The sequence below is a fragment of the Streptomyces sp. NPDC110618 genome (genome assembly GCF_055657065.1).
Genome location: NZ_JBVKBN010000002.1, coordinates 183,418 through 203,627 on the forward strand (window position 1 = coordinate 183,418; position 20,210 = coordinate 203,627).

Sequence of the window (20,210 nt, forward strand, 5' to 3'; positions counted from 1 at the left end):
CTGGTCCCTGCCCCGCGCTGCCTCGGCGACCCGAATCCGCCACTCACCGCCCCGACGGGACCGCGCCGCCGCCGTCAGCCCCCGATGACCACCCTCCGCACGCCCTTCCACGCCTCCGGGTCGGTGGTGCGGCGGCCGTCCACCAGGACCGTGACTCCGGGCAGGTCGGCCGGGGTCAGCTCGCGGTACTCGGCGTGGTCGGCCTGGACGACGGCCGCGGTGACCCTCTCGCCCCGGTGCGGGGGAAGCCCCAGCGCGCCCAGCTCCTCCGCCGTGTAGAGCGGATCGGAGACGTACGGCACCGCGCCGCGCGCCCGCAGCGCCTCGACGGTGGCGAAGACCCCGGAGAAGGCGGTCTCCTTCACACCGCCGCGGTAGGCGGCGCCGAGCACGAGGACGTCCGCCCCGCTCAGGTCGCCGTACGCGGCCTCCAGCAGGTCGACGGCGTACGCCGGCATCGCGGCGTTGGCCTCGCGGGCGGAGCGCACCACGGTGGCCGCCGGGTCGTTCCACAGGTACATCCGCGGGTAGACCGGGATGCAGTGGCCGCCGACGGCGATCCCCGGCTGGTGGATGTGGCTGTAGGGCTGGGAGTTGCAGGCCTCGATGACCTTCAGGACGTCGATGCCGTGGGCGTCGGCGAAGCGCGCGAACTGGTTGGCCAGGCCGATGTTGACGTCCCGGTACGTCGTCTCGGCGAGCTTGGCCAGCTCGGCGGCCTCGGCGGTGCCGAGGTCCCAGACGCCGTTGGGCCGCGGCAGGTCGGGGCGCTCGTCGAAGTCGAGGACCCGCTCGTAGAACTCCACGCCCCGGGCGGTCGACGCCTCGTCGATGCCGCCGACCAGCTTCGGGTAGCGGCGCAGGTCGGCGAAGACCCGGCCGGTGAGGACCCGCTCGGGCGAGAAGACCAGGGGGAAGCCGTCCCCGGCGCGCAGTCCCGAGCCCTCGGCGAGCATCGGCGCCCACCGGGTGCGGGTGGTGCCGACCGGCAGCGTCGTCTCGTACGACACCAGCGTGCCCGGCCTGAGGCCCTGGGCGATCGCCTTCGTGGCCGCGTCCATCCAGCCGAAGTCCGGCACGCCCTCGGCGTCGACGAACAGCGGGACGACCACCACGACGGCCTCGGAGGCGGCGACCGCGGCCGCGGTGTCCGTCGTCGCGGTCAGCAGCCCGGCGTCGACGGCCCGCTTGAGCCGTACGTCCAGGTCGTACTCGCCGGGGAACGGCTCGGCACCGGCGTTGACCAGCTCCACCACCCGCTCGTCGACGTCGGCGCCCACGACCCGGTGGTCCTTGGTGGCGAACTGCACGGCCAGCGGGAGTCCGATCTTGCCGAGCGCTACTACGCAGATGTCCATGGCGGTCCTACGGCTTCCTCTTGGCGGCGGCCCGCGAGGGCTGCGCGGCGCGTGCCAGGCGCGCCCGCACCCGCGCGGTCAGGGACGGCTTCGGCGGGAACATCCGCGCGGTGTCGATCACCACGCGCCCCTTGGCGTTGACCAGCGCCGAGGCCCGGTACGGGTCCTCGTAGGCCCCCCACCGCCGGGCCAGCGGCATCGGCTTGCCCCGGCCCCGCACGGGGATCTCGTACGTCGCCCCGGCGACGTCCACGTACACGCGCACGCCCAGCCGGGCGTCGCGCCGCTCCAGCGGGACGCGGGCGTGCAGCACCGTGCCGGAGCCGTCCTCGGTGGGCTCGGTGCGGAACTCCCCGACCGGCTCGGGCAGGCGGTGCCCCTCGGGCAGCCTGCGGGCGCCGGGCTTGTCGGCCGACGCCGGCATGGCCCCGCTCACCAGCCGCACAACGGCGCCGGAGACCTCGCCGACGACGCCGATGCGCACCGACGCCGTGTAGATGATCTGCTCGCCCCGCTGCTCCCAGTCGGAGGCGAGCAGTTCGGTGCCCTCGGCCAGCCGCCCCGGCACCGACTCGCCCACGAGTTCGAAGCACCGGTCGGACAGACCGACGTCCGGGTCGCGGAACCCCGGGTAGCGGGCGTAGCCCCGCTCGCCCTCCAGGACGAACGTCGGTGCCCCGCGCAGCCTCTCCGAGGTGATCGCCTCGCACAGCGTCTCCACCGCCCCGGCCCGCGCCAGACAGATCCGCACCCGGCGCCTGACGTCCATGGCGTCCCGGATGCCGTCGGTGAAGTAGGCGTCGGCGAGCCGGGCGATCCCGGCGCAGATGTCCCGCTGGAGCGCCCGGTCCAGGGCCGGGAAGTCGTCCTGGACGAGCTTGGCCAGCTCCCAGGTGAAGTGGCGGCGCAGCACCGCGTCCCGGCGCGGCCCCGCCTCGACGAGCCGTGCGGTGAGGTCCATGATCTCCGCGGTGCACCGCAGCCGGGCGAGATGGTCGGCCCGGTAGGTGATGTTGCCGGCGTCGCCGCGTTTGACCGCGTAGTAGCAGGTGTAGTCGGCCAGCACCGAGATCCGCCGGGCGCGTACGCACGCCTCGATGGTGAAGGGCTGGTCGCTGCCGACCGGCAGATGCTCGGGGAAGCGCAGCTTGTACCGGTCGACCAGTTCCCGCCGGAACAGCTTGGTGTTGGCGAGGGTGAAGGGCAGCGCGGAGTCGTACAGGCTGACGTCGGCCGCGTTCTCCCGGTACAGCGCCTGGTGCACGTACCGCCCGTTGACGCCGGTCATCCGGCCGGCGACGACGTCCGAGCCGTGCTCGTCGGCGAAGGACACCATGCGCTCCAGCGCCTCCTCGCCGAGGTAGTCGTCGGAGCCGACGAAGTACACGTACCGGCCCCTGGCCACCTCCAGGGCGCGGTTGCTGGGGGCCGCGGGGCCGCCGGAGTTGGCCTGGTGGAGGACGGTCACCGTGCCGGGGTGGAGTGCGGCGAAGCGGTCGAGTTCGGCTCCGCTGTCGTCGGTGGAGCCGTCGTCGACGGCGACGATCTCCAGCCGGTCGGTGCCGATGCTCTGCCTGATCAGCGAGTCCAGGCACTCCGTCAGGTAGGGCATGGTGTTGTAGACGGCGACGATCACGGTGACGTCGGGGGTGGTCATGCCCGCGTCCCCGGCGCTCGCTCGGCGGCGAGGCGGGCGTAGACGCCGTCCAGCACCTCGGCCTGCGCCTCCCACGTCCACGTGTCGAGCAGCCCCGGCGCGTCGTACGCGGCGCGGTACCGCTCGGCGTCGCCGAGAACCGACTTCACCGCCCGTACGTAGTCCTCCAGGTCCTCGGCGCGGAACACCTCGCCCTGGCCGGTCCGGGTCACCGTGGCGCCCATCGTCCGCACATCGCTGACCACCAGCGGCAGCCGGGCGTGGGAGTACTCGAAGAACTTGGTGATGAGCGCGATCTCGTGGTTCGGCCAGTGATGGATCGGGATGACCCCGACGTCCGCGGCCGACAGGAACCGCGCCACCTGGTAGTGCGGCACGTACGGCACCATGTGCAGCCTGCCGTCGACCCCCAGCTCCTCCGCCCGCGCCCGCAGGCTCCGCAGGTACCCGGACTCGGGGTTGAGCACGACGAACGCCGTGTGCACCTCGGGCAGCAGCGGCAGGGACTCCACCATGATGTCGAGGCCGCGCTGCGGGGCGGCCGAGCCGCTGTACACGGCCAGCGGCACCCCGGGTCCGACCCCGCACAGCTCGCGCAGGTCCGGGACGGGCTCACCGGCCTGCTCCGACGGGATCTCGGCCTCCGGGGCGTTGAGGACGACCGTGGGCCGCTCCCCCAGCCCGTGCCGTTCCTGGAGCATGTGGGCGAGGGTCTCGGAGACCGTGGTGACCGCGTCGGCGTGCCGGGCGTACTCCCGCTCGTGCCCGCACTGGGCGACGTGCCAGCGCGGATGCGGGCTCCACGGCTTGATGCCGGGCAGGTACTCGTGGGCGTCCCAGACCAGCCTGACGTCCCTGCCGCGGGCGCCGGCCCGCAGCTTGGCCCGGGCTCCGACGCCGAGCATGCGGAAGTCGTTGGCGTGGATGATGTCCGGTTCGAGCGCGTCGACGACCTTGCCGAAGGCCAGTTCGATGTCCCACAGGTGCGGGTCGAGGCGGCGCCAGCTGCGGTCGCCCATGGTCCTGAGCCAGAAGGCCGTCGTGAACCGGTCCAGGGGCGCGTCCATCTCCTTGCGGCGCTTGTCCAGCGCCCGCGTCCTGCGGTGCCGCAGCTTCACCCAGGGGTACGTCAGCCGCGCGGTCAGCCGGGGCACCGTCAGCCACAGCCGGGCCGGGGCGGAGCCCTCCTGCCGGGCCAGGATCAGCCGGATACTGAGGTCGGCGCGCCAGGCCTTGACGCGCTGCCTGCGGTACTCGGCCAGCGGGCCGGGCCGGTAGGCCAGCGGGGAGCGCAGCACGGCGCGCCGGTACTCGTGGCGGCGCCGGGCCATCGGTCCGGGCACGGGGATCAGCCGGACCTCGGCCGAGCCGATCTGCCAGGTCTCCCCCTTCTTGCCCCTGGCCCGGCCGAGGAGGACGACGTCCCAGCCTGCCTCGGCGGCCGAGCGGGCCTCCTTCTGCACGCGGGAGTCGCCGTGCACGCCGTTGTCGACGAGCATCACGATCCGTCCGCGCGTGGGGCGCGGCGGCGGGGCCGTGGTGCCGTACTCAGTTGCCGTATCGGCCCGCGGCGGGGTCTCAGCGCCCTGCTCGGCTGCCGTGGTGGCCCGCGGCGGGGTCCCGGTGCCGTACTCAGTTGCCATGGGTCGCCAGCTCCTCCGTCTGCAGCTCGACGCTGCGTCCCGAGACCGCCGACTCCAGGACCGCCGCGGCCACCTCGACCGTGCGCATGCCCTGGCGCAGGGTGCAGATGTCGGACGGTCTGCCGAGCACGGCGTCCCGGAACAGTTCGTGCTCCACCAGCAGCGGCTCCCGCTTGGGGATGGCGTAGCGGATCATGTCGCCCTCGGAGACGCCGCGGAAGGCGCGCAGCGCCTCCCACTCGGTGGCGACCGCCGCGTTGGAGTGGAAGGTGAGGTCGGCGGTGAGGGTGTCGGCGACGAAGCAGCCGCGCTCGCCGGTGACCGAGGTGAAGCGTTCCTTGAGCGGACTGAGCCAGTTCACCAGGTGGTTGACCATGGTGCCGTCGTCCAGCCGGCCCACCGCGGAGACCATGTCCTCGTGCGGGCGGCCGCTCTTGGACACGATGTGCGCCGCGACCGACACGTACACATGGCCCGTCACCCAGCCGGTGAGGTCGATGTCGTGCGTGGCCAGGTCCTTGACCACGCCGACGTCGGCGATGCGGTGCGGGAACGGGCCCTGGCGGCGGGTGACGACCTGGTAGACATCGCCCAGCTCGCCGGCTTCGAGGCGGGCGCGCAGCGAGCGCAGCGCCGGGTTGCACCGCTCGATGTGACCGACACCGGCCACCAGTCCGCGCGACTCGAACGCCTCGACCAGGCGGCGGGCGCCCTTGACGGTGTCGGCGACCGGCTTCTCGATCAGCGCGCACACCCCGGCCTCGGCGAGCCCGAGGCCGATCTCCTCGTGCCGCGCGGTCGGGCAGGCGACGACGGCGTAGTCGATGCCGAGCGCCAGCAGCTCCTCCACACCGGCGAGCACCGGAGTGCCCTGCGCGGCGCCGTTGGCGTCGCCCATCGGGTCGACGGCGCCGACCAGCTCGACGCCCTCCAGACCGGCCAGGACCCGGGCGTGGTGACGGCCCATCGAACCGAGGCCGACCAGTCCGGCCCGCAGGGGTCTCGAATTGCTCACAGCTGTACCCCCAGGGTGTTCACAGCGGTCACGACGCGGTCCAGCTCCCGCCGGGTCAGGGCGGGGTGGACCGGGAGCGAGACGACCTCGGCGGCCGCGCGGTCGGTCTCGGGCAGGTCCCAGCCCCGGCCCGCCTTCTGGTCGGGCTCCCAGTACGGCTTGAGCCGGTGGATCGGGGTCGGGTAGTACACGGCGCTGCCGATCCCGGCCTCGGTCAGCCGGGCGCTCGCGGCGTCCCGGTCGCCCCGGACCCGCACCGTGTACTGGTGGTACACATGCCGGGCGCCCTCGGCGGCCTGGGGCGTCACCACGTTCGGCGCGGTGATGTGCTCGGTGAGGTGGGCGGCGTTGGCGATCCGCCGCTCGGTCCACCCGGGCAGCCTGGCCAGCTGCACCCGGCCCACCGCGGCGCAGACATCGGTCATCCGGACATTGGCGCCGACGATCTCGTGGGCGTAGCGCTGCTCCATGCCCTGGTTGCGCAGCAGCCGCAGGGTGCGGGCGATCTCCGCGTCGGCGGTGCAGACCATGCCGCCCTCAAGGCTGTGCATGTTCTTGGTCGGGTAGAAGCTGAACGCTCCGGCGACCCCGAACGCGCCGACCGGTGTGCCGTGCAGCGCGGCGGCGTGCGCCTGGCAGGCGTCCTCGACGACGGCGAGCCCGTGCCGGCCGGCGACCGCGGTGATCCGGTCCATGGCGGCGGGGTGGCCGTAGAGGTGGACCGGCAGGACGGCGGCGGTGCGCGGGGTGACGGCGGCCTCGACGGCGTCCGGGTCCAGGCAGAAGGTGGTGGCGTCGATGTCGGCGAAGACCACGTCGGCGCCGGCCAGGCGCACGGCGTTGGCGGTCGCGGCGAAGGAGAAGGAGGGGACGATCACCTCGTCGCCGGGGCCGATCCCCAGGGCCATCAGCGTCAGCTGCAGGGCGGAGGTGCCGGAGTTGACGGCGACGCAGTGCCGCCCGCCCACCAGCGCGGAGAACTCCTCCTCGAAGGCCCGGACCTCGGGCCCCTGGACGACATGCCCGCCGCGCAGCACGCGCACCACGGCCCCGATCTCCTCCTCGTCGACCACGGGCCTGGCAGCCGGTACCGGCTCCTGGGCGTCACTCATGGGACTCCCTCTCCTCCTCGGCGGCCGCAAGAGGGCGCACCGCGTCGTGCCGGGCCGGGGAGGGACGGTCGTCGAGCGCAGTGCGTCCGCATCCCTGGACGTTCTCGCTGCGGCTCGGAAAGCCACGGAAAGTGGAGAAAGGGTGACCGGGAGGAAACCGGGACAAACGGGTTACGGCGGGTAATGACGCGACGGGAGGAACGCGAAAGCGCGGGGCACCGGTGTTCACCGGTGCCCCGCGCTCGGGCCGGACCGGGGTCGGACGACCCCGGAGCGTTGTGTCAGGCCTCGTCGGTCGTGGCCGAGACCGACGGCGCGGTCTGCTCCGCCGCCACGGTCTTCTTCGCCGCGGCCTTCTTGGCCGTCGCCTTCTTCGCGGTCGTCTTCTTCGCGGCCGTCTTCTTGGCCGCGGTCTTCTTGGTGGCGGCCTTCTTCGCCGTCGCCTTCTTCGCCGTCTTGCGCGCCGCCGCCTTCTTGGCCGGGGCGGGCTCCTCCTCGGTGGCCGGGGCGGTTGCCGCGGCCTCCTCGGCGGGCGTCTCCGTGACGGACTCCGTGACCGCCTCCGCGGCCGCGGGGACGACCACGACGGCCGCCTCCTCGGACGCGGTCGGCGCGGTGGCCTTGCGCACCGCACGGCGGCGCGGACGGGCCGGGGCGGCGGGCTCGGCGGGCTCCTCGGCGACCGGCTCGGGAGCCGGTTCGGCGACGGGCTCGACGGGCGCGGGCGCCTCCTCGGGCTCGCTGCTCACGGTCACCACGGCGGCCTCCGCCCCCGCGGGCGAACCGGCGGGCGCGGTCGCCTTGCGGGTCGCACGGCGTCGCGTACGGCCCTTGGGCGCGGCCTCCTCGGCCGGGGCGGCCGGGGTCTCGACGACCGCGTCCTCCACGGCGGCGGGCTCGGCCTGCGCCTCGGCGGCCGGCTCCGGCCGCACCGGACGCTCGACCTCCTGCTCGACGGTCACGTCCTGCGCGGTCGGCGCCTGCTCCTGCGCCACGGCCCCGGTTTCCGCCTTGAGGGCCTCCGCCTTGGGCGCGCCGGCCGGGGCCGAGGCGCGACGGCTCGCGCGGCGCCGGGTGCGGCCGCCGCGGGCGACCGCGGCCTCCGCCTCGGCGACCGAGCTGTACAGCTCCTCGTCCGGGGTGAACTCCGGCGCGGGCAGCGCGACCGGCTCGGCGACCTCGGCCGCCACCTCGGCGGCGGTCTCCGTCTCCGGCTCGGCCGCCTCCACAGCGGCCGTCGCGGCCTCCGCCTCGTGCACGTGCCCGTCACCGCCGCGCCCGCGCTTCTTGCGCTTGCCGCCGCCCCCGGCGGAGGTCGGCTGCTCCATGTGGACGATGACACCGCGGCCGTTGCAGTGGACGCAGGTCTCGGAGAACGACTCCAGCAGGCCCTGGCCGACCCGCTTGCGGGTCATCTGGACCAGCCCCAGCGAGGTCACCTCGGCGACCTGGTGCTTCGTACGGTCCCGGCCCAGGCACTCCAGCAGGCGGCGCAGCACCAGGTCCCGGTTGGACTCCAGCACCATGTCGATGAAGTCGATCACGATGATGCCGCCGAGGTCGCGCAGCCGGAGCTGGCGCACGATCTCCTCGGCCGCCTCCAGGTTGTTCCTGGTGACCGTCTCCTCCAGGTTGCCGCCCTGGCCGGTGAACTTGCCGGTGTTGACGTCGACGACGACCATCGCCTCGGTCCGGTCGATCACCAGCGAACCGCCGCTGGGCAGCCAGACCTTGCGGTCCAGCGCCTTGGCGAGCTGCTCGTCGATCCGGTACGTGGCGAAGACGTCGACCTCACTGGTCCACTTCTGGAGCCGGTCGGCGAGGTCCGGGGCGACGTGCGAGACGTACCCGTGGATCGTCGACCAGGCCTCGTCACCGCTGACGACGACCTTGGAGAAGTCCTCGTTGAAGATGTCCCGGACGACCCGGACCGTCATGTCCGGCTCGCCGTAGAGCAGCGTCGGGGCGTTGCCGCTCTTGGCCTTCTTCTGGATCTCTTCCCACTGCGCCTGGAGCCGTTCGACGTCGCGGCGCAGCTCGTCCTCGCTCGCGCCCTCGGCGGCCGTACGGACGATGACGCCCGCGTCCTCGGGGACGATCTTCTTCAGGATGGTCTTCAGCCGCGCCCGCTCGGTGTCGGGCAGCTTGCGGCTGATGCCGGTCATGGAGCCCTCGGGCACGTACACGAGGTAGCGGCCCGGCAGGGAGACCTGGCTGGTCAGACGCGCGCCCTTGTGCCCGATCGGGTCCTTCGTCACCTGGACGAGCACCGACTGGCCGGACTTCAGGGCGGACTCGATGCGGCGCGGGCCGTTGGCCATGCCCAGCGCCTCGAAGTTGACCTCACCGGCGTAGAGCACGGCGTTGCGGCCCTTGCCGATGTCGATGAAGGCGGCCTCCATCGAGGGCAGCACGTTCTGCACCTTGCCCAGGTACACGTTGCCCACGTACGAGGTCGACTGCTCCTTGTTGACGTAGTGCTCGACGAGCACGCCGTCCTCCAGGACGCCGATCTGCGTGCGGTCGCCGTGCTGGCGGACCACCATCACGCGCTCGACGGCCTCGCGGCGGGCCAGGAACTCGGCCTCGGTAATGATCGGCACCCGGCGGCGGCCCTGCTCGCGGCCCTCGCGGCGGCGCTGCTTCTTGGCCTCCAGACGGGTCGAGCCCTTGATGGACTGCACCTCGTCGGACGGCTCGGCCTTCGGGCGCGGCTCGCGCACCTTGACGACGGTGCGCTCCGGGTCGTCGGCGGACGGCTCGGCATCGGTGGAGCTGTCCCCGGCCCGGCGGCGACGACGACGGCGACGGCGGCTGCTGGAGGTGGAGGAGCCACCCTCCTCGCCCCGGGCCTCGTCGGCGTCCTCTTCCTCCTGCTCGGCGGTGTCCTCGGCGTCCTGCGCGGCCTGCTCGGCGGCGGTGTCCTCGGACTCGGCGTCACCGGCCTCGCCGCCCTCGGCGTCGGAGTCGGCGGACTCACCGCGGCGACGGCGACGGCCGCCCCGGCGACGGCGACGGCGCGACCCGGTCTCCTCGGTGTCCTCGCCCTCGGCGGCGTCCTCCGCGGCCTCCTCGGCCTCCTCCGCCTCGTCCTCGGCGGTCTCGGTACGGGCGATCTCGGTACGGGCGGTCTCGGTCTCCTCGGCCAGGGCGGAGCCCCGGCGACGGCGACGGCGGCGACCGCCGGTCGGCTCCTCCGGGAACTCCTCGGTCTCCTCGGCCTCGACGGGCACGTCCGTCGCCTCGGCGGCGGCCTCGGCGGCGGCGCGCTCCGGGGTCTGGAACCTGGGCTCGGTGAAGACGGGCGGCTGGAACACGGCGACGGCGGGCCGTGCCGGACGACGCGGGGCCGGCTCCTCCTCGGGCTCCGCCTCCGCGGGCCGCGCGGGCTCGGAGAACGTGGCCGCGGCGCGCACGACCCGGCGGCGACGGCGCGGAGCCGCCTCCTCGACGGCCTCGGTCTGCTCGGACCCGGCCTTCTCGGATCCGGTCTTCTCGGCCTCTGCGGCGGGCGCGGGCGTCTCGGTGCCGCTCTCGTCCGTGGTGCTCTCGTCAGGAGTGGTCACGGCAGCCTCCACGCTGTCGGGCGCCCCGGCGGGCGCGGACGCACGACGCGTGGCACGCCGACGGGTACGACGGGGGGCGGCGTCCTCGGACGCGGCCGGGGTGTCTTCGGCGGGGGGCTCGGTGGACTCGGTTTCGGTGGCGGCCTCGGCGGCGGGCGGCTCGGCGGGCGCGGTCGTCTTCCGCGTCGCGCGGCGGCGCGTACGGGCCTTGGGCGCGGCGTCCTCCTCGGCCTGCGCGGGCTCGTCGGCGGCTGCCGTCTGCGCCGTGTCCGCCGTTTCCTCGGCGGGGGCGGGCGTGGTGACCGTGCGGGTGGCGCGGCGGCGGGTGCGGCGCGGTGCCGCCTCCTCCACGGCCGCGGCACCGGAGGCGGCCTCGACGGCCTCGGTGGCGGGCGCGGGCTCCTCGGCGGGGCTGTCGGCGGGAACGATGGTCTCGGCGGCCTCGACGCTCACGGGCGCACCGGCGGGCGCGGAGGCCCGGCGGACGACACGGCGGCGGGTACGGCCGACGGCGGGCTCGTCGGCGACGGCGACGGCCTCTTCCTTCTCGGCCTCCTCCGCGGCTTCCTCGTCCTCGGCGGCGGCCTCTTCGGCCACGGTGACCTCTTCGGCCTGCACGGCCTCGGCGATCGCGGTCTCCTCGACCGCCGACTCCACGGCCTCGGTCTTCTCGGCCTCGGCGTCCGGTATGGCCGGAGCGGCCCCGGTCACGGAGTCGGTGGTGGAGGCAGCGGCCGGCGGGCCCGCCGGCCGGGACGCGGCACGCCGCCGACGGCGCGGCGGCAGGGTGTCGCTGGGGGTGTTCGGTTCGGAGCCCTGGGTGGGCTCGGTCGGTTCGAGCATGCGGGCGTATCTCCCGTCAGGCTCCCGGGCGCCGCGCCTGGTCCGGCGGTGTGCCGGTGACGTCCGCGGCTCGCGTCGTGCGCGACTGCCGCCGTCCGGGGCGCGGGCGCCGCACGGGAGCTCTCTGTGTCCTGTCTCGCCGGTTCCGTACGCCTCATGCGCACGGCCTGGCGAAAGTCTTCTGGTCGGTGCGCTGCCCGACCCAGGTGGCTCCCGAGTACGAGGGCGGCGCTACGACGTCCGTCCCTTCGCGGGACCTTCCTTACGCCGGTGCCTTCGCGGCGGCAGCGGATCCGGCCGCAGGGGCCGTCGCCGCCTCGCGGTCGGGCGCGAGCGGGTCGGTCACCGTGCCGGTCTCTTCATCGAGCAGCCCCTGCGCCAGCCTGGTCACCGCTGCGGGGACCGGCGGCGCCAGGTCGGCCACGGCGCGGAGACCGGACAGGACGTCGTCGGGTCGTACGGCAGGCGTCACGTGCCGAACAACCAGCCGCAGTATCGCACAGGGCTGGTCGGTCGGCCTATCAGCCGTCGTACTGTGCGTGGCAAGATCCACGACCGCCGCGCGGGCGTCGAAGGTGCGGACGCCGTTCTTGGTCAGACGCTGGACCTCGACGGTCTCGGCGGCGGTGAACGCGGCCACGGCCCGCTCGGCCTCGGCCTCCTCCACCCCGTCGAGCCGCAGTTCCCACTCGGACGCCGTGAGCCGGTCGGCGAGCCCGGAGGTGCGGGCCTCGACCGCCTCGATGACATCGAGCCCGGCGGGCAGCGACTCGTCGAGCGTCCGCCGGAGCTGCTCCGGATCCCGCGCCTCGGTGAGCGCGATCTCCAGGTACTCCGCCTCACTGCCCGTGCCGGTGGGTGCGGCATTGGCGTACGACACCTTCGGATGCGGCGTGAACCCCGCCGAGTACGCCATGGGCACCTCGGCGCGGCGCAGCGCACGCTCGAAGGCGCGCTGGAAGTCACGGTGGCTGGTGAACCGGAGGCGGCCGCGCTTGGTGTAGCGCAGTCGGATGCGCTGCACCGCGGGAGCGGGCGGCGGGCCTTCGGGCTGTCGCTTGCCCAGTGTCGTCATTCCTTCGTGAGAACGGTCGTGCTGCTACCAAGAGTACGCGTCCCGGCGCCCCGGGGTTCCCGCCGGTCCACCGCTTCCCGCTTACGGGGCTCCCCGAACAGCATGCGCCGGAAGTCGGCGCGGGCCTGCCGTACGGACTCGCGCGCGGAGGCGAGCGCCTGCCGGGTGGCCCGCCCGACAGCGCGCGCGGCCTCGGCGCAGGGCCGCAGCACCGCGTCCCGTACGGCGTGCCCGACCGGGGTGAGGACGGTGCGGTACAGCCAGCGCACCGGCTCGACGAAGATCCACCGGAAGAGGGTCCCGAAGAACCGCCCGACGGCGAGCGAGATCCGTCCGGCGACCCGCCAGGCGTGCCCGAGCGCGTCCCATATCTCCCGCCCCACGACGGCCAGCGCCCGCCCGACGGGCGCCAGGACCCACCGCCACAGCCCGAGCACGGGCAGCACGAACAGCACCCGCCCGATCCAGTACAGCCCGAGCCCGATCCCCCGCGCGGTCCACACCAGGGCGTGCCCGATCGGCGTGAGCACCCACTGGTACAGCCACAGCGCCGGTACGACGAGCAGGTACCGCACGAGCCAGGCGACGGCCGTGAACACGGCGGTGCCGAGCGCGACGAGCCCGATGCCGATGCCCCTGAGCAGCCACAGGAAGGCGCGTCCGACCGGGGTCAGCAGGCTCGCGTACACCCATGCCAGCCCGGCCACGATGCCGCGGCCGACCCACAGGAAGCCGTGCCCGATGGGCGTGAGGACGGCCCGGTACAGCCACCCGAGTCCCGCCACGAACCCCCGGCCCACCCACAGGAAGCCGTGCCCGATCGGCGTCAGCACGCGCGCGTACAGCCACCCGAGCCCCGCCACGAACCCCCGGCCCAACCAGAGGAATCCGTGCCCGATCGGGGTCAGCACGGCCCGGTACAGCCAGACCACCGGCACCACGACGAGTACCTTCCCGAGCCAGGCGAGCCCCCTGCCGAGCGGTACCAGTACGTACCGCCACAGCCCCACGAAGGGCCACACGAACAGCGCGCGGCCGAGCCAGGCGAGGGCGCGGCCGGCGGGCCGGAACACGGTGTCGGTCAGGAACCGCCAGGCGACGACCAGGGCGTCCCACACCATGCGTACGGGCAGGACCAGCACCAGAACGACGATCCGCACGGGGATGCGGACGGCGGTGACCAGGCAGCCCTCGGGCTGCCCCTCGGGGCGTCGGGGCTCGGGCAGAGGTTTCCGCGGTTCCATACCGCTCAAGACGCCTGCCTGCTCGGCACGGATGCGCCCCGGGTGTTGCGAAGCCGTCACGGGTTCACGCCGTCACGCTTTCACCGGCCCGCTCGGTGCGTCGCACTTGTGCGCTAGACCGTTGTACCGATTTGACGGCGCGTCCCTTACGGAAGCGACAGCGCTCGCGGCGGCCACGGGTCACTCTCGCAGCGAGGTCCGGGACTCCCCCGGACCCGTTTCGTGCAAGGAGCAAGCCCATGAGTCCTCGACCCAGACCGTCGTTGCTCGGGCCGGTCGCCCGGGCGAGATTCCAGCAGGCAGGCGTGGTCTCCTCGCTGGCCCTGGTCATCGCGGCCGGCGTGGTCACACCCGCCGCTGCCGCCGCCGGCGCCGTGTCCGGCGCCCGGTCGTTCGCGACGTCGTACACCGACAAGGACTGCAAGCCCCAGAAGCCGCACAAGCCGCGAGCGGTCGAGGGGGCGTCGTACGCGGGCAAGGACAAGTGCCGCGGCGCGACCGGCGCCACGGGTGCCACCGGACCGAAGGGCCCCACCGGGGCGACCGGTGCGATGGGCCGACCCGGCCCGAAGGGCGCGACGGGCGCCACGGGTGCGACCGGTGCCACGGGCGCCATGGGCCGGCCGGGCCCCGCTGGGGCGACGGGTGCCACGGGGGCGACCGGTGCCACGGGCGCCATGGGTCTTCCCGGCGAGGACGGCGCGACAGGTGCCACGGGTGCCCCCGGGGCGACCGGCCCCGCGGGTGCCACCGGGGCCACGGGCGCGACGGGCGCCACCGGGGCCACGGGTGCCACCGGCGCTCCCGGCCCCTGTGCGGACATCGACGCCTCCCGCGACTCGAACAACTTCGAGCTGCGGGCAGCGCTGACCCCGGCGACCATGGCCGACCCGATCAACCGGGCCTACGCGGGCATCCGTGACCTCCAGCCCGACCCGGGTCCGTTCCTGTGGACCGACCTCAGCGGCCTCGACGGCTACCCGAGAAACGCCTGCGGTATCTCCGTCTCCCAGCAGGCCCTGGGCGGTGGCACCGAGGGCGACATGGCCATCGAGGTCATGACCACCACCGGTGCCGTCTACCAGACCACCTGCGACATCGACACCAGCGATGTCCTCCTGACCTGCGAGAACCCCTGGGCCCTGGTGAACCGCCAGCCCGCTCCCGGCGCGGAGAACGGCGGGACGATCGTCCCGTAACACGCCCCGCAAGGGGGTGGCCGGCGGAGCGTCAGGGCTGCCGGACACCCCCTGCCGCGTCGACGCGCTCCAGCAGGCTCACCGTCATCCCGGTCACCGGCGTGCTCTGCTTCACGGTGTACCGCTTGCGCAGGGCGCCCGCCTGCGCCGGATCCATCGAGTTGAACGGGAACTCCCCGCCCTCCGTCAGCAGCCAGATCCGCCGCTCGTCCTTCAGACACCGCTCGGGTTCGGCGCACTGGACCGCGTAGAGGTCGTCGATCTCTGCCGGGGTCCGCGCCAGGAAGACGTCCCGCAGCCGCAGTTCGCGCGGCAGGTAGTACGTCACTCCCCCGTCGAGCTGCCAGGTGTCGTGCCGGTCGTACACGACGGCGTCCCCGGGCCGGTGACCTCGCTCCACGATCTCGGCGGCCGCCGCGTAGTCGAGGGGCACGGGCTCGTTGTGCGCGAACCGCTCCCGTACCTGCCGGTGGTCCGGCAGCGTCAGCAGGGCGAGCACCGCCACCCCGGCCGCGACGGCCTTCCACGAGCGCCGAACGGCGTCCAGTCCGCAGCCCGCGAGCAGCGCCCACGCCGGGAGGGTGAACAGGACGTACACACCCCGGAAGTACGACACCTCCCCGTGCGAGAGGGCCCAGACCAGCAGCGGCGGCAGCAGCGCCCAGGCGCCGCACAGCACCAGCGCCGACCGCCGCTCGGAACGGGCCGCCAGTGCGAGGGCGGCCAGGGCACCGGCGCACAGGGCGGAGGCGAACAGTTCCTGGGCAAGGGCGAGCAGGGCCCAGCCGTCCGGCTCCGGAACCCAGTACAGCTGGCGTGCGGCCTGGGACCTGCCGAGCAGGGCGAACGGGGTCACGCACGCGGCGACCGCGGCCAGGGCGAGCGCCGAGCGCCACCACAGCGCACGGTCCTGCCGGGCGCGGGCGGCGAGGAGGCAGGCGTGTGCGCACACGACGGACAGGGCGATGAGGTGGAGAGCTCCGGTGAAGACCAGCGCGAGGACGTAGGACGCCCACCTCAAAAGGCTGTTGGGCCGGTCCAAAACCCGCAGTACCAAAAGCGTGGCGACACAGACGGCGAGCAGCACCAGGGCGTACGAACGGGCCTCATGCCCGTAACGGCTCACCGCCGGTACGCAGGAGAAAAGCAGACCGGCGAGAATACCGGCCCGATATCCGAAGAGCCGGTTCCCGAGCAGTGCGATGACGGATGCGGCACCCGCGACCGCCAAGAGGGACGGCAGCCGAAGGGCGAGAACGGAATCCCCGAACAGCGAGATCCATCCGCGCATGAGCAGGTAGTAAGCCCCGTGCACGGCGTCGACATGGCGCAGGGTGGCCAGGATGCGGCCGGTGCCCCGGCCGGTCATGTCCCAGGTGACCAGTTCGTCGCGGCCCAGCAGCGGGCCGGTCAGCCCGAACGAGACCAGCACCAGCGTGAGGACGAACGGCGCCAGCCAGAGCGCCACCCGCCCCCGCGCGGACCGGTCCGCGGCGGAGGATCGGAATTCTTCGCGGGGCGGGGGCAACTGCGCGGTGATTACCATAAGAAATTCTCCGGTCCGGCAGCAGGAACTCCCCACTTATACCGGCCGGTCGGCCGGTGGCTGCTTGTGCCCGCCTCCACGGCTCGATAAATTCACCGGCCGGTCCTTTTCTCCGGAGAAAAGAAAAAGCCATGAAAACGGTCTGCCTCAATATGATCGTCAAGGACGAGGCCCATGTGATCCGCCGCTGCCTCGAATCCGTACGGCCGCTCGTCGACACCTGGGTGATCCTGGACACCGGCTCGACCGACGGCACCCAGGACATCGTCCGCGAGGCCTTCGCCGACCTGCCCGGTGACCTGTACGAAAGCCCCTGGCGCGGCTTCGGCGCGAGCCGTACGGAGGCCATCGAGCGCGCCCGGGACCGGGCGAGCCACCTCCTTTTCATCGACGCCGACGACGTACTGGAGACCGACCCCGGCTTCACCCGCCCCGACCTGGCCCACGACTGCTACGACATCGAGGTCCACCACGGCCCCGTGGTCCACTGGCGCCCGGCCCTGGTCTCGACCCGCCTGCCCTGGCGGTACGTCGGTGTCCTGCACGAATACCTGGACTGCGGGCCGGAGTTCACCCGCTCCCGCCTCAACGGCGTCCGCATGCGCATCATGGGCGGCGGCGCCCGCTCACAGGGCACCACGCGGGCGAAGTACCTGCGCGACGCCGCGATCCTGAAGGACGGTCTGGCGAAGGAACCCGGCAACACCCGCTACGCCTTCTACCTGGCCCAGAGCTATCGCGACGCCGGCGAACCCGCGAAGGCCCTGGCGGCGTACGACCGCCGCGCGGCGATGGAGGACGGCTTCGCCGAGGAGGCGTTCTGCTCCCGCCTCTACGCGGCCCGCCTGGCCATGACCCTGAACCGCCGCACCCCGGAGGTCATGAACCGTTTCCTGGAGGCCCACGAATCCCGCCCCACCCGGGCCGAACCCCTGGGCGAACTGGCCCGCCTCTGCCGCACCCAGGGCGAACGCTGGCCCCTCGCCTACCTCTTCGCCCGCCGGGCCGCCGAACTCCCCCTCCCCGACGACATCCTCTTCGTGGAACACGCCTGGTACGACTGGCAGTGCCTGGACGAACTGGCCGTCGCCGCCTACTGGATGGGCGCCTACCAGGAGTCCCTGGAAACCTGCGAACGACTCCTCGACACCACGACACTCCCCGAGGAACACCGCGACCGCGTCAAGGCCAACCACGACTTCGCGCGCACGAAACTGGCGATGTCGGCACCGCGACGACAACCGGCCTAACCGCCGTCAGGAAGCACCCAACTCGGCGAGCTGCTCCAGCACCAGCTCGGCATGCCGATCCGGCTCGGGCACCGGGTGGATCAGGGACCGGACCCGGCCCTCCCGGTCGAGGATCACGGCGGCACGGTCGAACAGTGCCCGCCCCTCGGCCCGCACCTCGGGGACGCCGAGGGCGCGGCCCAGGGCCAGATCCTCGTCGCCGACCAGCGGATACCCCAGCGCGCGCTCCTCGGCGAACTCGGCCAGGTGCCCCGGCGCATGGGCACTCACCCCGAGCACCCGGGCCCCGGCCCGCCCGAACCGCGCCGCCGCGTCCCGCGCCGAGCACAGCCCTGTCGTACAGCCGCCCAACTCGGGCAACCGCTCCCCGATGCCGGGCTCGGTGATGAAGAACACGACGGTCCACCGGTGATCGGGGGACGGGACGGGGAGGGGGCCGTCTGTGGTGAGGACGGTGCGCTGCACGTGATGTCTCCGGGTGGTTGTGGTGATGTCCGTCTGCCTACTCGACTTCGATGCCGTACTCCTGGACCAGCTGCTCCAGTCCTCCGGTGTAGCCCTTGCCGCCCAGGACGAAGTCCCAGTCGCCGTTGGACCGGTGCCTGAAGGAGCCCAGGACCAGCGCCGTCTCACCGGCGCGGCCGTCGGAGACCTCCAGGCGGCCGAGTTCGGTCAGCGACGGGTCCAGCAGCCGGATACAGGCGTCGGTGAATCCGGAGAGGTCGGCATGCGGGTTCACCTCGGGGTCGATGGCGGCGACCAGCACGAAACGGTCCGCGTCCGCCGGAAGCGCGTCGAAGGAGACCCGGATCGCCGCCTTGTCCGGCGCCGTCGGGGGCACCGCCCGCACCGTGCCGTCCGGGGTCTGCGGATTGTTGAAGAAGACGAAGTGGTCCTCGCTCAGAACACGGTTGCCCCGGCAGACGAGGGCACAGACGTCCAGCGCGACACTGCCCGACCACGTCATCCCGAGCACGTTGTAGTCATCCGCAGGAGCCGCCGGCCCCGAGGGCTCCGGCCGCGCGGGGGCCGCCGGACGCCCGCCCTCCCCCAGCCGTCCGCGCAGCCCGTGCCGGTGCAGCAGGTCGACGAGTTCCGTGCCCGAGATCAGCTCCAGGGGCTTGCCGCGGGCGAAGGTGTGCGAGCCGGGGCCGAAGCCGGACGTCGTCACCAGGACGCCCTTGTTGGCGCCCACGTCCTGGACCGTGCCGTACAGATCACGCACCGCCGTGGGCGGCACCGTGTTGCGGTAGCGCTTGACCTGCACCACGATCTTGCCGCCCCGGATGGGCGTCGGGTCCAGCGCGTCGACGTCCACCCCGCCGTCGTTCGACCGTTGCGTCGTCACCGCCTGCATGCCCATGGCGCGGAACAGGTCGGCGACGAGCGACTCGAAGGCGATCGGATCCATGTCGTACAGGTCGGGCTCGTCCCTGCCGTCGCCACGGGGGACCGCCTGACTGGCGACATCCTGGGGCTGCCGACCCGGCCGCACGGAGGTGAGCTGGTCGGGCTTGGCCGTCAACTGCCCCCGCAGCGCGTCCGTCAGGCAACTGGTGGGGTCCACCTGCTCCAGATGCAGATCGGTGAAGGCCGCCCGCTGCGCCATGACGGTGGCCAGGTAGATACGCGTCGGCCTGCCCGTCGCGGGATCGGGGGCGTCCACGAAGCCGTTCAGCGCGACCGAGTCGAGGACGCCGTACTCGTCGGCGCCGAAGAGCTGGTGCAGCACCAGCAGCACGCTCTGCGCCAGCACCTCCCGGTACAGCGCCCGCCGCTGGGTCGCCGGACGCGCCGTCTCCTTGTCCTGGTTGTCGGCCTGGACGAACCGCACCGACTTCGCCGCCGGAACGATGTCGTACCCCGGCATCTCCCAGTCCAGCACCAACTGCCGCGCCGCCGAGTCGAAGGCCGCCGACACCTGCCTCGGGAAACCCTCCGGCCAGACCGCCGATGAGTAGAGCGCAGCAGAGAAGAACTCCACCACCGACTCCGGATCCCCCCGCCGCACCCCCGCGACAGCCTCAGTGACCCCCGCGTTGTGCCGTCGCACCTCAGCACGCTGAGCCTCCGCCCGCTGGGCGTACTCCCGCTCGGCGGCGGCCAGTTGCTGAACACGCTGAGCCTCCGCCGCCTGCGCCGCGTGCCAGTCCCGCTCGAAGCGGGCCCGCGCCTCGGCCTGGGCCTGCGCCCGCCGGTTCGCGGTCCAGCCTCCCTGCGCCTGGTACTGGTTCGGGTCCGGCATCCGTACGGGCACGGCGAGCCGACCGGGGTCGAACGGCGGAATCTGCTCCGCGCGCATCAGGGACGACGCCCGGAACGCCGGCACCCGACACCCCGCGGTGAGCAACCCCTGCAGGGTCGCCACCTGCTCGTCCAACTCCGCCGTCCGCCTGCGCGCCTCCGCCTGCCGGAACTCCCGGTACTCCTGAGCGGCGTGTCTCTGACGGAGCCGCGCCTGACGGGCCTCTTCCCGTCGCCGCCTCTCCTCGGACTCGATCTGACGTTGATGCTGCCGCTGCATCTCGGCCCAAGCACCGATGAAACCAGCAGAGCGACGACTCATCCGCTCAAGCCCTCCCCAGGACGTCGGCAACGCCGACCGAACCCCGGCCGCCCCCGCAACCAGGTGTAACAAGCCGACTTTATCCAGCAATCACCGCCCTGGACATCAACTTGCCAACGGCAGCCCTCATCGACTG

At 73.2% G+C, this 20,210-nt stretch carries 13 protein-coding genes; 2 read left to right on the forward strand and 11 right to left on the reverse strand.

Going from position 1 to position 20,210, the window contains the following annotated elements:
- Positions 1–74: 74 nt before the first annotated feature.
- The 8 genes from ACZ7L7_RS03950 to ACZ7L7_RS03985 all read right to left on the reverse strand — a co-directional run bounded on the left by ACZ7L7_RS03950 (position 75) and on the right by ACZ7L7_RS03985 (position 13,513).
- Positions 75–1,358 (reverse strand): nucleotide sugar dehydrogenase, encoded by a 1,284-nt coding sequence (locus tag ACZ7L7_RS03950; protein WP_285511113.1) that lies wholly within the window; start codon positions 1,356–1,358, stop codon positions 75–77.
- Between the two features lie 7 nt (positions 1,359–1,365).
- Positions 1,366–3,015: a glycosyltransferase family 2 protein gene (locus ACZ7L7_RS03955; protein WP_471429387.1), complete on the reverse strand. Its 1,650-nt coding sequence runs from the start codon at positions 3,013–3,015 to the stop codon at positions 1,366–1,368.
- Positions 3,012–4,658 (reverse strand): glycosyltransferase family 4 protein, encoded by a 1,647-nt coding sequence (locus ACZ7L7_RS03960; RefSeq protein WP_472074663.1) that lies wholly within the window; start codon positions 4,656–4,658, stop codon positions 3,012–3,014. Before ACZ7L7_RS03960 ends, ACZ7L7_RS03955 begins: the two co-directional genes overlap by 4 nt.
- Entirely contained in the window at positions 4,648–5,625 is a 978-nt protein-coding gene (locus tag ACZ7L7_RS03965; RefSeq protein WP_285511298.1) for a Gfo/Idh/MocA family protein, read from the reverse strand. The genes ACZ7L7_RS03960 and ACZ7L7_RS03965 overlap by 11 nt, the downstream gene beginning before the upstream one ends.
- A 44-nt stretch (positions 5,626–5,669) precedes the next feature.
- Positions 5,670–6,785, reverse strand: a complete 1,116-nt coding sequence (locus ACZ7L7_RS03970; protein WP_285511111.1) for a DegT/DnrJ/EryC1/StrS family aminotransferase — start codon at positions 6,783–6,785, stop codon at positions 5,670–5,672.
- Between the two features lie 281 nt (positions 6,786–7,066).
- Positions 7,067–11,194, reverse strand: a complete 4,128-nt coding sequence (locus tag ACZ7L7_RS03975; RefSeq protein WP_472074665.1) for an Rne/Rng family ribonuclease — start codon at positions 11,192–11,194, stop codon at positions 7,067–7,069.
- 262 nt (positions 11,195–11,456) lie between these two features.
- Positions 11,457–12,218: a TIGR03936 family radical SAM-associated protein gene (locus tag ACZ7L7_RS03980; RefSeq protein ID WP_285511109.1), complete on the reverse strand. Its 762-nt coding sequence runs from the start codon at positions 12,216–12,218 to the stop codon at positions 11,457–11,459.
- A gap of 47 nt (positions 12,219–12,265) precedes the next feature.
- Positions 12,266–13,513, reverse strand: a complete 1,248-nt coding sequence (locus tag ACZ7L7_RS03985; RefSeq protein ID WP_453605606.1) for a hypothetical protein — start codon at positions 13,511–13,513, stop codon at positions 12,266–12,268.
- Positions 13,514–13,752: 239 nt separating this feature from the next.
- On the opposite strand from ACZ7L7_RS03985, the gene ACZ7L7_RS03990 reads away from it, so the two are divergent.
- Entirely contained in the window at positions 13,753–14,712 is a 960-nt protein-coding gene (locus ACZ7L7_RS03990) for a hypothetical protein (RefSeq protein WP_472074667.1), read from the forward strand.
- 31 nt (positions 14,713–14,743) lie between these two features.
- On the opposite strand, the gene ACZ7L7_RS03995 is transcribed toward ACZ7L7_RS03990, so the two are convergent.
- Positions 14,744–16,180, reverse strand: a complete 1,437-nt coding sequence (locus ACZ7L7_RS03995) for a glycosyltransferase family 39 protein (RefSeq protein ID WP_471429394.1) — start codon at positions 16,178–16,180, stop codon at positions 14,744–14,746.
- 209 nt (positions 16,181–16,389) lie between these two features.
- Between ACZ7L7_RS03995 and ACZ7L7_RS04000 the strand changes: the two genes are divergently transcribed.
- Positions 16,390–17,508, forward strand: a complete 1,119-nt coding sequence (locus tag ACZ7L7_RS04000) for a glycosyltransferase (RefSeq protein WP_285511105.1) — start codon at positions 16,390–16,392, stop codon at positions 17,506–17,508.
- 6 nt (positions 17,509–17,514) lie between these two features.
- Here ACZ7L7_RS04000 and ACZ7L7_RS04005 read toward each other — a convergent pair whose 3' ends face one another.
- Together ACZ7L7_RS04005 and ACZ7L7_RS04010 are read right to left on the reverse strand one after the other, a co-directional pair.
- Positions 17,515–17,973, reverse strand: a complete 459-nt coding sequence (locus ACZ7L7_RS04005; RefSeq protein ID WP_453605600.1) for a redoxin domain-containing protein — start codon at positions 17,971–17,973, stop codon at positions 17,515–17,517.
- A 37-nt stretch (positions 17,974–18,010) separates the two neighbouring features.
- Positions 18,011–20,074, reverse strand: a complete 2,064-nt coding sequence (locus ACZ7L7_RS04010) for a restriction endonuclease (RefSeq protein ID WP_453605598.1) — start codon at positions 20,072–20,074, stop codon at positions 18,011–18,013.
- Between the last annotated feature and the right edge of the window lie 136 nt (positions 20,075–20,210).